The 12,738-nt window shown below is 69.7% G+C and carries 13 protein-coding genes; 4 read left to right on the top strand and 9 right to left on the bottom strand.

The genetic code is table 11. The features are described 5' to 3' along the window. Positions 1-117: 117 nt before the first annotated feature. On the top strand, positions 118-1,350 hold the full coding sequence (locus AB0C82_RS07430; RefSeq protein ID WP_362837329.1) for a PP2C family protein-serine/threonine phosphatase: 1,233 nt from the start codon (positions 118-120) through the stop codon (positions 1,348-1,350). Between the two features lie 351 nt (positions 1,351-1,701). Here the strand turns inward: AB0C82_RS07430 and AB0C82_RS07435 are convergent, their stop codons facing one another. The 3 genes from AB0C82_RS07435 to AB0C82_RS07445 form a co-directional block, all read right to left on the bottom strand. Next, positions 1,702-3,057: a hypothetical protein gene (locus AB0C82_RS07435; protein WP_362837331.1), complete on the bottom strand. Its 1,356-nt coding sequence runs from the start codon at positions 3,055-3,057 to the stop codon at positions 1,702-1,704. Positions 3,058-3,187: 130 nt separating this feature from the next. Then, entirely contained in the window at positions 3,188-3,568 is a 381-nt protein-coding gene (locus AB0C82_RS07440) for a PPOX class F420-dependent oxidoreductase (RefSeq protein ID WP_362837333.1), read from the bottom strand. Between the two features lie 80 nt (positions 3,569-3,648). Then, the gene (locus AB0C82_RS07445) at positions 3,649-3,966 is read right to left on the bottom strand and encodes a helix-turn-helix transcriptional regulator (RefSeq protein ID WP_362837335.1); all 318 of its coding nucleotides are present in this window, start codon (positions 3,964-3,966) and stop codon (positions 3,649-3,651) included. A 41-nt stretch (positions 3,967-4,007) separates the two neighbouring features. Between AB0C82_RS07445 and map the strand changes: the two genes are divergently transcribed. Next, positions 4,008-4,775 carry a type I methionyl aminopeptidase gene (map, locus tag AB0C82_RS07450; protein WP_362837337.1) on the top strand — a complete coding sequence of 256 codons (768 nt, stop codon included), beginning with the start codon at positions 4,008-4,010 and terminating at the stop codon, positions 4,773-4,775. Between the two features lie 153 nt (positions 4,776-4,928). Here the strand turns inward: map and ggt are convergent, their stop codons facing one another. Next, on the bottom strand, positions 4,929-6,728 hold the full coding sequence (gene ggt / locus AB0C82_RS07455; protein WP_362837339.1) for a gamma-glutamyltransferase: 1,800 nt from the start codon (positions 6,726-6,728) through the stop codon (positions 4,929-4,931). A gap of 492 nt (positions 6,729-7,220) precedes the next feature. On the opposite strand from ggt, the gene AB0C82_RS07460 reads away from it, so the two are divergent. Both AB0C82_RS07460 and AB0C82_RS07465 read left to right on the top strand, forming a co-directional pair. Further along, on the top strand, positions 7,221-7,655 hold the full coding sequence (locus tag AB0C82_RS07460; RefSeq protein ID WP_362837341.1) for a hypothetical protein: 435 nt from the start codon (positions 7,221-7,223) through the stop codon (positions 7,653-7,655). A 5-nt stretch (positions 7,656-7,660) separates the two neighbouring features. After that, a complete protein-coding gene (locus AB0C82_RS07465) occupies positions 7,661-8,575 on the top strand; it encodes a hypothetical protein (RefSeq protein WP_362837343.1) in 915 nt (304 codons plus the stop codon). 275 nt (positions 8,576-8,850) lie between these two features. Here the strand turns inward: AB0C82_RS07465 and AB0C82_RS07470 are convergent, their stop codons facing one another. The 5 genes from AB0C82_RS07470 to AB0C82_RS07490 form a co-directional block, all read right to left on the bottom strand. After that, complete coding sequence (locus tag AB0C82_RS07470; protein WP_362837345.1) at positions 8,851-9,711, bottom strand: amino acid ABC transporter permease; 861 nt, start codon at positions 9,709-9,711, stop codon at positions 8,851-8,853. Further along, positions 9,708-10,352: an amino acid ABC transporter permease gene (locus AB0C82_RS07475; RefSeq protein WP_362837347.1), complete on the bottom strand. Its 645-nt coding sequence runs from the start codon at positions 10,350-10,352 to the stop codon at positions 9,708-9,710. Before AB0C82_RS07475 ends, AB0C82_RS07470 begins: the two co-directional genes overlap by 4 nt. A gap of 16 nt (positions 10,353-10,368) precedes the next feature. After that, positions 10,369-11,283, bottom strand: a complete 915-nt coding sequence (locus AB0C82_RS07480; RefSeq protein ID WP_362837349.1) for a glutamate ABC transporter substrate-binding protein — start codon at positions 11,281-11,283, stop codon at positions 10,369-10,371. 10 nt (positions 11,284-11,293) lie between these two features. Continuing rightward, a complete protein-coding gene (locus AB0C82_RS07485; protein ID WP_362837351.1) occupies positions 11,294-12,037 on the bottom strand; it encodes an amino acid ABC transporter ATP-binding protein in 744 nt (247 codons plus the stop codon). Between the two features lie 123 nt (positions 12,038-12,160). Continuing rightward, on the bottom strand, positions 12,161-12,601 hold the full coding sequence (locus AB0C82_RS07490) for a DUF6278 family protein (protein ID WP_362837353.1): 441 nt from the start codon (positions 12,599-12,601) through the stop codon (positions 12,161-12,163). Positions 12,602-12,738: the final 137 nt, after the last annotated feature.

The raw sequence follows: 12,738 nt of genomic DNA on the forward strand, positions 1-12,738 counted from the left end.
CGCCGCGACGGCCTCGCGCCACGCCGGGGAAAGGGCCTGTGACCTGGTGTGACCGACGTACCAGGTGAGCTCGGCGAATCCCTGGGCATAAGTGCCGACAGACGATGGGAGGTTGCCATGGATGGCAGAGACCTGGAGCTCGGCGAGCTTCTGGCCGCAGCGGAATCCGCGCCGCCAGGGGAGTCCGTCGGCGTGATCGCGCACGACCTGCGCAAGCGCTTCGGGGCGGAACGCGTGTCGTTCCTGTTCGTGGATCTCATGGGCCAGCGGCTGTTGCGCCTGACCGCGCCGGCCGAGGGTGACAGGGCGGACGCCGCCGAACGGATCGACGTGAAGGGCAGTACGTACGAAACGGTCCTGCGCACCCAGCGCCAGCACGTCGAGCCGGACGGCCAGGGCGGACGTCGCGTGATCTCGCCCGTGAGCAACCGCGGCGACTGCATCGGCGTACTGGAGGTCACACTCCAGTCCGCCGACGACACCGTGCTCGCGCAGATCAGTGACGCGGCCCACGCACTCGCCTACATCATCGTCACGGACCGCCGCTTCACCGACCTGTACCACGCAGGCCGGCGCACCACCCGGACCAGCCTGGCCGCCGAGATCCAGCATCAGCTGCTCCCTTCGGCGTCCTGCTGCGAGGCACCCCAGTTCACCCTGGCCGCGGGCCTGGTCCCCGCCGACGACATCGGCGGCGACACGTACGACTACACCCTCGACCAGGACACCCTGCACCTGTCCATCACCGACGCGATGGGCCACGACACCGACTCCGCCCTGCTGGCCACGCTGGTCACCAGCGCGTTGCGCGGCGCCCGCCGTGCGGGCTGCGACGCGCTCCGCCAGGCCCATCGCGCCCACGAGGCCCTGCTGAGCCACAGTCGCGGACTGGCCACCGGCCAACTGCTGTGCATCCAGCTGGAGACGGGCACGTGTGAGCTGGTCAACGCGGGGCATCCCTGGCCGCTGCGCCTGCGCGACGGCGCCGCCGAGGCCGAGGAGGTCCAGCTGACCGTCAACCTGCCGTTCGGCGTCGCGGCACCCACTTCCTACCAGCTCCAGGAGCTTCAGTTGCACCCCGGCGACCGCTTGGTCCTGCTCACCGACGGCATGCAGGAACGCGGTGCCGCAGCTGTCGATCTGCCCTCGCTCGTGGGCGAGACCCGCGGATCGCATCCCAGGGAGGCCGTCCGGACCCTGACCACAGCGGTACTGGACGCCTGCCGGGGCAACCTGAAGGACGACGCCACCGTCGTCATCCTGGACTGGCACGGCACGGAGGGGTTCGCTCCACGAGGCGCTCGCGGACGACAGAGACCTGCCCCGAGCGCGTCACGCCCAGCAGCCTGAGCGTTGCCGGTCCCGGGACACGGCCCGGTCATACGAACCGGGGCGACGGCTCACGCCCCGCGCCGGAGGTCACGCACCAGCGTGTACGTGCTGACCAGAAGCACGGCGCAGGCGCCCCGGACCCAGCCGGAGGACGCACCCGTCACGGTGGTCACGAACCGCGAGGATGAGCAGGAGCAGGGCGGCCGGGACACCGAGCGCCGAGATGATGAGGTCGATGCGGCGTGTGACCGTGCCATCCTGCCCGGCGCCGCCCGCCGCCCGCCCCCGTAAGGGCGCCGGGGTAATGACTGCGGCCTGGCGTCCGGTCATGCCGGGCTCGCGGGGTCCGGCATGACCGGACGACGGCCCTCAGGCCCCGGCGATGCCCGCCACCCGCAGTGCGTGGACGAGGTCCCACTCGCGCGCCGCCGACACCTCACGGGCCGCAGCCAGCAGTTGCGGGACGAGGCGGCGCGGATCGCGCTCGGCGATACTGGCCGCGTCCTGCGGTGTGCGTACGCGGACGAACGCGCCCAGCAGCGCCCGCACCTGGGGTGCCAGACCCGCACGGTCGAGGGCGGCCACGGCATCCGCGATCTCGGTCGCGGGACGTGCCGCACCCTGGCGCAGCAGGTCGGCGCAGTCGTCGGCGCGCCCTGCCTCGGCCAGCGCGCCCGCCGCCGCTGCCAGCCCGGCGGGCGGCAGCGTGGACACCTCCCACAGGAGGGTCGCCCAGTCGGCGGCGAGTCCCGCCCTGTGCAGGGCGAGCGCGAGGACGGGCAGATGACCGGCAGGCCAGGCCGCCGCCTCGCAGAGCACGACGTGCGCCTCGCCGCTGCGGCCCTGGGCGCGCAGTTGGACGAGCCGTTCGACGGCCTCGTCGGCGGAGCGCCTGGCGGCGGGGTCGGGTGCGGCCGTGGGCGCGGAGACGCCGGGCGCGTCATCGGGGGCGGTGGCGCCGCGGAAGCGGGCGCCACGCGGTCCCGCCGCGGCCTGCGGCGGTAAGGGGAGCAGCGGCACCGCCGAGGGGACGGTCGCCTCGGTCTCGTCGTCGAGGTCCAGGCCCGCGAAGCGTGCGCCCCGCGGCTTCTTCCGCTTCGGGGCGGGGGCGGGCGGCGCTTCCCGGACGCGCTCCGCCGGGGTTCCGTGCGCGCCCGCGTGGGCGGGCTCCGTGCGCGCGGGCTTCGCCCCGGGCGCCGCACCGTCCGGCTCCTCCGTCCGGAACCAGCCCTTGGGTGTGGAGGCCGCCGCGAGCCTCGCGCGGAGTTCCGAACTGCGCGCCGACGCCCGCTCGTGGTCGTCCCGGGCCCAGGCCAGGGCCTCGGCCCTGGCCTCCGGGGTGTGCGCCGTGTTGCCGGGGACGGCGCGTATGCGCCGCTCGGCATCGGTCTGCTCCCGCAGCATCAGTTCGAGCCGCTGGACCAGGGCCTGACGGCCGCCCGGCCGCCGGTCGTGGGCGGCGGCCGACGCGGAGTACAGCGCGGCGGCCCGGACCGACTCCTGCTCGGCGAACGCCGTCCCGCGAGCCACGGCGAGGTCCTGGAGCAGGGACTCGACCACGTCCCAGGGCGGCACCTCGGTGCCTTCGAAGCAGGCCCTCATCCCCTCGGGATCACGCCGGGAGAACACTCCGTACCAGCCGCGTCCGGGGTCGAGCAGGGCCGTCATGTCCCGCAGGTAGTGCGCGAACGTGGCTACCGCCACCGCGGGTTGCCGCACCGTCATCGTCGCCCTCACCAACCGTCGACCGGAGCCTTGCAGTCCGCAGGTATTCGACAGCAGTCGTGTTACGAGACGACTACGCGGGCTTTTCGGGCAGGGTGCGGTCCGCGGCCCCCGGCAGGGCCCGGGGGTGTCAGAAGGTGATCGCGATTCCCGTCTGGGGGCGCTTGCCGAGCCGTACGACCGTCGCGGGCCAGTCGAGGAGCCAGTACTTCCACGTGTACTTGCGGCCGATGATCTTGCGGACCTTCCGGGTGCCGGCCTCGTCCAGCAGCTGCCCGGTACCCTCGGCGCTCGGGGCGCCCTCGGCTACACGGCCCCGCAGGTCGCAGACCGTGACGGTGACGCGGCTGCTGTTGCGCAGCCGCTTCACCTTCCACGAGTCGGACCGGGTCCAGACGTAGAGCACGTCGCCGTCCGCCGCCGCCCAGACGGGCGTGGCGACGGGGGTGCCGTCCTTCCGGTACGTGGTCAGGCTGACGTACTCACTGCGGGCGAAGTCCTGAAGAGTCATGTGCGCGACCCTACGCGTCCCCGCAGGCCGAACCGAGTGTGGTGTCAGCCGAGTTCACCCCGAAGATCAGCCGCTCCGTCTCAGGCCGTGAGCGGCAGGGGTACGGGTGGCGGCTCCTGTTCTCGTGGGGCGGGACGCGCGGCGCCGGCCGTGGGCTCGGAAGCGCATCCGGCGAGCAGGTCGTCCATCGAGAGGCCGAGTGCGCGCGCGAGGGCGGCGACCGTGAAGAAGGCGGGGGTGGGAGCCCGGCCCGTCTCGATCTTCCGGAGGGTCTCGGCGGAGATTCCGGCGCTCGCCGCGACCACGACCATGCTGCGTCCGTCGCGTGCCTCGCGCAGCAGGCGGCCGAGCCGTTCGCCTCGTGCGCGCTCTTCAGCAGTCAGGGGTGTTCGAACCATGCCGTCATTCTAATACCGCCTCGACCGGTATAGTAATTGGCATGGTGCAACTCAAGACAGACACACATATCGAGGCGATGCGCGAGGCCGGCCGGGTCGTCGCACAGATCCTGACCTCCGCACGGGAAGCCGCCGCCGTCGGCGTCTCGCCGCGCGAACTCGACGAGGTGGCGCGCGAGGTCCTGCGTGAGGCCGGGGCCACCTCCCCGTTCCTGAACTACCGCCCGCACTTCGCGCCCACGCCCTTCCCCGCGGTGATCTGCGCGTCGGTCAACGACGCGATCGTGCACGGCATCCCGTCATCGGAACGGCTCCGGGACGGCGATCTGGTGAGCATCGACGCGGGCGCCCTGCTGAACGGCTGGGCGGGCGACTCGGCCATCAGTTTCACCGTCGGCAGCGCCCGCCCCGAGGACACCCGGCTGATCGACACGGCGTTCGCCGCGCTCGACGCGGGCATCGCGGCGGCGGTCGTCGGGAACCGGATCGGCGACATCGCCCACGCGATCGGCAGCGTGTGCCGCACTGCCGGCTACGGCATCCCCGACGGCTTCGGCGGCCACGGCATCGGCCGGTCGATGCACGAGGACCCGGGCGTCCCGAACGAGGGACGTCCGGGCCGCGGCATGCCTCTGCGGCACGGGATGGTGCTGGCGATCGAGCCGATGCTGATCGGCGGCGGAGGCGACGACTTCCGCCCGGACCGGGACGGCTGGACGCTCCGTACGACCGACGGAAGCCGCGCGGCCCACGCCGAACACACCGTCGCGATCACGGACGACGGCCCCCGCGTCCTCACCGCGCTCTGAAGTCCCGCCCGTCCGGAGTCAGTTGTTCACGAACTCCCTCGCCAGTTCCTTCCCGGCGGCGACCGCGGCACCGCGGCTCTCGATCGGCGACACCCTGGAGTCCTTGAACAGGATGTACCCGGCCCCGAGGCCACCGCTGTCGAGTCATGACGTTCAGCCCGGATGCACCACCATGGCCGAGCCCCCGCCCCTGCGCACTTTCTCCGCCGCCGCGACCCAGCGCCCGTCGGGCAGCCGCTGTACCCCGGTCGCCGCCCCGATCTCGGGATTCAGCCGGAAGGCGTGGCCGAGGGATTCGAGACCGGCACGGACCGGACTGTCCCACAGTCCTGGCTCGATCTCCGTCGTCGCCGAGTTGCGCTGGCTGGCGCGCGGCGCCGCGATGGCGTCGACCAGGGGAAGCCCCCGGTCGAGGTGGCCGGTCAGGGTCTGGAGCACGGTGGTGATGATCGTCGCACCGCCCGGCGAGCCCAGCGCCAGGAGCGGCCTGCCGTGCTTCAGCACGATGGTCGGCGCCATCGACGACCGGGGCCGCTTGCCCGGACCCGGCAGGTTCGGGTCGTGGACGGCCGGATTGGCGGGCGCGAACGAGAAGTCGGTCAGCTCGTTGTTGAGCAGGAAGCCACGCCCCGGCACCGTGATGCCGCTGCCGCCCGTCGACTCGATGGTCAGCGTGTAGGCGACCACGTTGCCCCACTTGTCGGCGGTGGTCAGATGAGTCGTGTTCTCCCCCTCGTACGGGGTGGGGGCGGCCTCGCCGGTGGCGGCGCAGGCGGCGGGGTCGCGCGGGTCACCGGGGGCCAGCGGACTGGTCAGCGCCTTGTCGTCGTCGATCAGGCACTCCCGGGCGTCGGCGAACCGCTGGCTGAGAAGCCCCCGCGTGGGTACGTCCTCGAACGCGGGGTCCCCGACCCAGCGCCCCCGGTCGGCGAAAGCGATCCGGCTGGACTCGATGAGCCGGTGCAGATACCGCTCCTGGCTCGCCTTCGAGAGGTCCGTGGACTCCAGGATGTTGAGCGCCTCGCCGACGCTCGTACCGCCGGAGGAGGACGGCGCCATGCCGTACACGTCAAGGCCCCGGTAGCCGACCCTCGTCGGGTCCTGCCGCAGGGTGCGGTAACGCTTCAGGTCCTTGGCCGTCAGGTCACCGGCGCGCACGACCCGGGTCGCCTCCGGATCGACGGGCGGATTGCGCACCGTCGTGACGATGTCCTCGGCCAGCTCGCCCTTGTACAGGGCGCGGGCACCTTCGCGGCCCAGCTTCTCGTACGTACGCGCGAGGTCGGGGTTCTTGAAGACCGAGCCGGTCACCGGGAGCTGCCCACCCGGCAGGAACAGCTCGGCGGAGGCCGGGAAGTCCGCGAACCTGGCCTGGTTGCCCTCGGTCTGCGCGCGGAACGTGGCGTCCACGACGAAGCCGTCACGGGCGAGCCGCTCGGCCGGTTTCAGCAGCCGGCTCAGGGGCTTGCTGCCCCAGGTGTCGAGCACGGTCTCCCAGGTGGCCGGAGTTCCGGGCGTCCCGACGCCGAGGCCGCTGGTCATGCCTTCGGCGAAGGGGATCGGCTTCCCGTTCTCCAGGAAGAGCGAGGAGTCGGCGCTGCGCGGGGCGGTCTCACGGCCGTCCACGGTCCGCACCGTACCCGTGGCGGCCTCGTAGTGGACGAAGTAGCCACCGCCGCCGATGCCCGCCGAGTACGGTTCCGTGACGCCGAGCGCCGCCGCGGTCGCGACGGCCGCGTCGACCGCGTTGCCGCCGTTGCGGAGCACTTCGATTCCGGCGGCCGACGCATCGGCGTCGACGCTCGCCACGGCTCCCCCGTACCCCACCGCCACAGGCGACTTGGGCGGCGGACCGGCCGGTGTCGTGGAACCGGCCGGAGCGGCCGCCCCGACCGAGGCGATGACGGCGAGAACACCTAAGAACGAGACATTCCGCCCGACGGAACGACGCATGCGCACCTCCAGTGAAGGATCGTCCGCGCAGGGTAACTCCGCCCCGCCCCGATCGTCAGGACCGCCTCGAACAAGAACCCGGATGACCGCTGACACGCACGCCCATGACCGACGACCGGCTGCCGACCTGAGGGCTGCGAGCGCATCGCCCGCGTGGTTCCCACGGTTTCGTCCTCGGGGTTCACGGATGGCCGCCGAGCGCCGCCCAACGCCTGCGTCAGGAGCTCCGGGTGACACCCGCCATGCCCGTTCGGTGGCCGGATCCGGTGGGGTCCCGTGGAAGGGCCCGCCCTGACTCGATCCGGTGCGGAACGGTGCGTAGAACGGGCCGAAGGGGTCGGATCGGCCCCATAGGGCCTTTCTCTTAAGGGTAGTTACGCGCCAAAGATTCCAATACCCGTGTGGATCAAGCGCTGGTACGATCATGCGGTCGCGCGACGAGCAATTCACTTGTCGTGCCTTCGTGTTCGAGCATTTACAGGGGGATTCACCATGCGTCTGAGCCGCAAGATCGCTTCTCTTGGCATCACCGCCACCGCCACCGCGGGCCTCGTGGTCGGAATGGCGCCCCCGTCCCAGGCCGCGGCGTCGCTGTACTGCGACGACTACGACCCGTACTGCATGATCTTCTACTACAACAGCGGAACCTCCGGTTCGAGAACCGCTTTCGTGGGCTTCGACCACTACTCCCTGAACGGCTACAAGTTCCTGCACGACGGTGCCGGCAAGGGCCAGTACGTCAAGAACAACTCGGCCTCCGCGGTGAACCTCAGTGACTACGACCTGAACATCTACTTCAACAGCAACCTCGCGGGCGCCTGCGACTCCATACCGCCCTACAAGACCGCCGGACGCCTCGTGAAGACGTACAACAACAACGCGTCGTTCGGGTACGGGCGCTACAACGGCGACTGCTACAAGTTCTGATCCTCGTGAGACGCCTGGCACCGGCCTGCCTGGCCCTGGCCGCCGCCCTGCTCGGCTGCTCCTCCGGGAGCGGTGCGGGTGGGGGCGGTGGCCGGGCAGGGGCCGCCGACACCCCCGCCCCGTCCGGCCGCCCGGCGGCCGAGCGGCAGGTCACCTACACCGACCGGCTGCCCATCGCCCGGTACAGCTACACGCACGCCGAGAGCGCCTTGATCGACTCGGCGCAGCAGGTACTGACACAGCGCTGTATGCGCACGTTCGGTATCGATTACGAGCCGCCGAAGCCGGCAGGCGAACCGCCCCGGCCCGCCGATCGCCGCTACGGCCTTTCGAGCGAGAGCGAAGCGGAAAGCTTCGGATATCGTCCCGGACCCGAAGCCACGCCGAGCGAAAGGCCCTCTCTCCCGACGGAGGCCCTCCCCGTTTTCTACGGAAAGCGGGGCGCGGTACCGGATGGCGGGGAAAAGGCCACGTACAAGGGGAAAGAGATCCCCGCGGAGGGATGCTTCGGGCAGTCGGTCGTAGAGCTCTCGGAGAAGTACGACGATCCGGACGCGGCAGCGGTCGCGAGCGGTGTCGCCACGGAGAGCTACGAGGAATCCCTCACCGATCCATCCGTGAAGGAAGCATTCCGGAAGTGGTCGGCATGTATGCGGAATTCTGAATTCCGCTATGAGACTCCGATGAGCCCGTTGAACAGCTCCGCATTCCAGGGCAGGACGGTCACCGCGAAGGAGAAGAAGACCGCGGTCGCCGACGTGCGCTGCAAGGAGCGAACCGGACTGCTGGATATCTGGTTCGAGGCCGAGTCCAGGATCCAGAAGGCGGGCATCGAGAAGAACACCGTGGCATTGGAAAAGCTGCGCACCGCCCACCAGGAGAAGACCGATGCGGCGCGCCGCATCGTCGCAGCCGACTGAGGGCTGTCCGGTAATCCCCGGTGGATCGGCGCGGGGCGCGGGCGCATCTGCCGGCGGCCCCGCGTACCTCTCACCGGTCCGCGGGCCGGCCGGAACCGGAAGAGCGGCCCACGTCGCGTGTCTCCACGACGTCGGGCCGCTCGGCCTGTCGAGCACAACCCGGCCGGCGCGCAGCTGACCTTCCCCCCGCCCTGACGGTCCGGATGGTGTCCGGTTCCGCCGTACGAGAAGTGATCACCGGCTGCTGCCGGACGGGTACCACTCGGCTGCCGCCCTCAGGGGAGCAGCGTTCCGGGTTCCGCCGGAGCGACCTCGACGGCCTTGGTCTTGACGTTGCGCCGCTCCCGTTTGGCCACCCAGGTGGCGAACCACGAGAGCAGCATGCAGAGCCCGATGTAAATCGGCGAGATCACCATCACCACAGGGATGAAAGGAAGATCGTAGTCGAGATTCGACGCGATCAGCTTCCCCGCGTGGAGAAACTCCTCGTAGGTGATCAGGAAGCCGAGCGAGGTGTCCTTCAGCGCGACCACCAACTGGCTGATGATGGTGGGCAGCATGGCCCGTACCGCCTGGGGCGCCAGCACGTAGGTGGTGACCTGTGTCTTGCGCATACCGAGGGCGTAGGCGGCCTCGCGCTGGCCCCGGTCCACCGAGTGGATTCCGGTACGGAAGACCTCTGCGAGCACCGAGCCGTTGTAGAGGGTCAGCCCCGCGACGAGGGCGGGCAGCGGCTGCACCTTCAGCGCCACGAAGATGAAGAAGATCATCACCAGGACGGGCATCGCGCGGAAGAACTCCACGAGCAGCGTGGAGATCCAGCGCAACGGCCGGTGGACGGAGAGCCGCCCGACCGCGAGCAGCGCGCCGAGCGCCAGGGAGAGCACCGCGGCGTACGCGAACGCCTTGAGGGTGTTGCCGAGTCCGCGCAGCAGGAGTTCCTGGATGCCCTGGTACTCGAAGGGTGTCCACTTCACGCTGGTGAACTGGTCGGTGTCGAAGAGCAGATAGATGATCCAGCCGAGCAGCGCGAGGATCAGGACGGAGGACACGATGCCGTACAGGCGGTGCCGTTTGCGGGTCAGCGGACCCGGGATGTCGTAGAGCGCGGTGGCCGAGGGCGCGGAGTGGGTCATCGGGCGACTCCCCAGCGCTTCTCCAGCACATGGAAGAGCGCACTGATGGACAGGGTGATGATCAGGTAGCCGACGGCGATCCACACGAAGGACCAGATGATGCTGTAGCCCAGCTCGTTGAGGGTCTTGTAGGTGCCGAGCAGTTCGGTGACGCTGAACGCGCCGGCGATGGCCGAGTTCTTGGCGAGGGCGATCAAAGTCGAGCCGACCGGCGGGATCACCGAGCGGAACGCCTGCGGGAGGACGACCGCGCTCAGGGTCTGCCCGAAGGTCATACCCAGACTGCGGGCCGCTTCGCCCTGGCCCGTGGGCACGGTGTTGATGCCCGAGCGCAGGACTTCGCAGATGAACGCGGAGGTGTAGCACCCGAGCGCGAGCACGGCGAAGACCTCGAACGGCAGGACGAGCCCGAAGCGCGGCAGCCCCAGCAGCACCGCGAAGAACAGCAGGGTGAGCGGGGTGTTACGCAGGACGGTCACCCAGACGGTGCCGAGCGCCCGGAAGGAGCCGACGGGCGCCACCCGGCACGAGGCCATGACGAAGCCGAGGACCAGGGCCAGGATCGACGAGTAGACGGTGAGTTCGACGGTGCCGAGGAAGCCTTCGCCGTAGAGGGAGAAGTTCTCCGTGAGTACATCCATGAGATGGCCGGTCCCCTCAGTTCGTCGGGTAGCGGTCGATGGGCGGCGGCGTCGGCGCGGGCACTCCGGAGAGCCCCAGCGTCGCTTCGAACGCCTTCTTCCAGTTGCCGTTCTTCTCGTTGGCCTCCAGGGCGTCGTTCAGCGCGGCCCGCAGCGCGTTGTCGCCGCGCGGGACGCCGATGCCGTACGGCTCCTCCGAGAACGGCTTTCCGACGACCTTCATCTCCTCCGGTACCTTCGCGGCGAAGCCCAGCAGGATGGCGTCGTCGGTGGTGACGGCGTCGACCTGGTAGGTCAGCAGGTTGTCGACGCAGATCGAGTACGTGTCGTAGGCGACCAGGTCCGCCCGGGGGAACTCCTCGGCGATCCGCTGGTACGGCGTCGAACCGGCGGCGGAGCAGACGGTCTTGCCGTCCAGGTCCTGCGGCCCCTTGATGTCGTTCTCGTCGGTGCGTACGAGCAGGCCCTGGCCGGCCATGTAGTACGGCCCGGCGAAGCCGACGAGTTTCTTGCGCATGTCGTTGATCGTGTACGTGCCGACGTAGTAGTCGATCTGCCCGTTCTGCAGGGCGGTCTCGCGGTTTGCGGAGGCGATGGTCCTGAAGCGGATCTCGTCGGGCTCGAATCCGAGCGAGGCCGCCAGCATGCGGGCGATCTCGATGTCGAAACCGGAGTAGATGCCGGTGGCCGGGTCCTTCTCGCCCAGGTAGGGCTGGTCCTCCTTGGCCCCCACGATCAGGTATCCACGGTTCTTGGCCTCCTGCCAGGTCTTCGATTCGGGCAGCTGGAAGCCGGTGTCGACCTCGTAACTGGGCAGCGCCCCGGCCTTGGGTCCCTTCACCGGCGGACTGCCCTCCTTGCCGCAGCCGGCGGCGAGGACGGCGAGCAGCAGGCAGGCCAGCGCGGCCACGGCTTTTCTCGTACGCACCATGAATCCCCCGTCAGTGCTTGAGGATCTTGGACAGGAAGTCCTTGGCGCGGTCGCTCGCCGGGGCGGTGAAGAACTCCTCAGGGTGGCGGTCCTCGACGACCGCTCCGTCGGCCATGAACACGACGCGGTTGGCTGCCGACCGCGCGAAGCCCATCTCGTGGGTGACGACGACCATGGTCATGCCGTCCCGGGCGAGCTGCTGCATGACCTCCAGCACCTCGTTGATCATCTCCGGGTCGAGCGCCGACGTCGGTTCGTCGAAGAGCAGGGCCTTGGGGTCCATGGCGAGGGCGCGGGCGATGGCCACGCGCTGCTGCTGTCCGCCGGAGAGCTGGGCCGGGTACTTGTCGGCGTGCGCGGCGAGCCCGACGCGCTCCAGGAGCTCCCGTGACCGCTCGTCCGCCTCGTCCCTCTTGCGCTTACGGACCTTGATCTGCGCGAGGGAGACGTTGGCCAGCACGGTCTTGTGCGCGAAGAGGTTGAACGACTGGAAGACCATGCCGACTTCGGCCCTGAGCTGTGCCAGGCCCCTTCCCTCCTCGGGGAGGGGCTTGCCGTCAAGGGCGATGTGGCCGGACTCGATCGTCTCGAGTCTGTTGATCGTCCGGCAGAGCGTCGACTTGCCGGAGCCGGAGGGGCCGATGACCACCACCACCTCCCCGCGGCCGACGGTGAGATTGATGTCCTGCAGTACGTGCAACGCACCGAAGTGCTTGTTGACGCCCCGCAGCTCGATCAACGGATCGACGGCCATACACTGCCCTACCCATATGTCGCTGTATTGAAGTCAGCGCAAACTATCCGTCCGGGTACGGGACTTAGCGGTCGACACGCATTAGAGGGGCATAAGGCTGCTTATCCTGCTTTGGTGAACGCGTCAGTACTCGGCGGACTCCCCGTACACCTGGGAGAGCTCGGGGCTGCCGGAGATCGCCCAGTCGAGACCGGCCTCGACCACGTCGATCTCCCGCCCGGAATCGAGGCAGACGACGGGCTGACCGCTGGGCCGGATACGCCACACGGCGCCGGGCACGTTCCGCACGAGGACGGTGCCGAGATAGAGACCCGCGTCGTTGCCGAGCCAGGGCAGCTCCTCGGGATCGTCGCGCCAGCGGGGTGGGAGCTGATCGAGTGCGGCCAACGAGGCCGGGCTGTCGTCCAGTTCGAGTCCGTTCTGCTCGGCCCGGACGCGCAGCAGCTCGCATTCGGCGAGCAACTCGGCCACACCGGCCGGATCTGCCTCCACGGCGGCCGCGAGCGCGACCCCCCGCGTACCACCCTGGCGCTTACGCCAGTTGTCCAGGAAAGGGATGTTCATGAGCGGGTCCCCCGCGATGCGTTGATGCTGGTTATGGGCCTGACCTGCAGCTCTCCACCTATGCACGCCTCTAGGAAGTTAGCTCTGGTTAGTTTCATTTTGCCCACGTTCACCATGATCATCTCCCAGTCGCCCTC

Origin of the sequence: Streptomyces sp. NPDC048560 (genome assembly GCF_040650955.1) — a bacterium.
Classification (GTDB): domain Bacteria; phylum Actinomycetota; class Actinomycetes; order Streptomycetales; family Streptomycetaceae; genus Streptomyces.

Coding starts and splice junctions, on each gene's coding strand:
- AB0C82_RS07490 (WP_362837353.1), bottom strand. CDS start 12,601: ATGAACATCCCTTTCCTGGACAACTGGCGTAAGCGCCAGGGTGGTACG.
- ggt (WP_362837339.1), bottom strand. CDS start 6,728: ATGCGTCGTTCCGTCGGGCGGAATGTCTCGTTCTTAGGTGTTCTCGCC.
- AB0C82_RS07460 (WP_362837341.1), top strand. CDS start 7,221: ATGCGTCTGAGCCGCAAGATCGCTTCTCTTGGCATCACCGCCACCGCC.
- AB0C82_RS07445 (WP_362837335.1), bottom strand. CDS start 3,966: ATGGTTCGAACACCCCTGACTGCTGAAGAGCGCGCACGAGGCGAACGG.
- AB0C82_RS07475 (WP_362837347.1), bottom strand. CDS start 10,352: ATGGATGTACTCACGGAGAACTTCTCCCTCTACGGCGAAGGCTTCCTC.
- AB0C82_RS07430 (WP_362837329.1), top strand. CDS start 118: ATGGATGGCAGAGACCTGGAGCTCGGCGAGCTTCTGGCCGCAGCGGAA.
- AB0C82_RS07440 (WP_362837333.1), bottom strand. CDS start 3,568: ATGACTCTTCAGGACTTCGCCCGCAGTGAGTACGTCAGCCTGACCACG.
- AB0C82_RS07435 (WP_362837331.1), bottom strand. CDS start 3,057: ATGACGGTGCGGCAACCCGCGGTGGCGGTAGCCACGTTCGCGCACTAC.
- AB0C82_RS07485 (WP_362837351.1), bottom strand. CDS start 12,037: ATGGCCGTCGATCCGTTGATCGAGCTGCGGGGCGTCAACAAGCACTTC.
- map (WP_362837337.1), top strand. CDS start 4,008: ATGGTGCAACTCAAGACAGACACACATATCGAGGCGATGCGCGAGGCC.
- AB0C82_RS07470 (WP_362837345.1), bottom strand. CDS start 9,711: ATGACCCACTCCGCGCCCTCGGCCACCGCGCTCTACGACATCCCGGGT.
- AB0C82_RS07480 (WP_362837349.1), bottom strand. CDS start 11,283: ATGGTGCGTACGAGAAAAGCCGTGGCCGCGCTGGCCTGCCTGCTGCTC.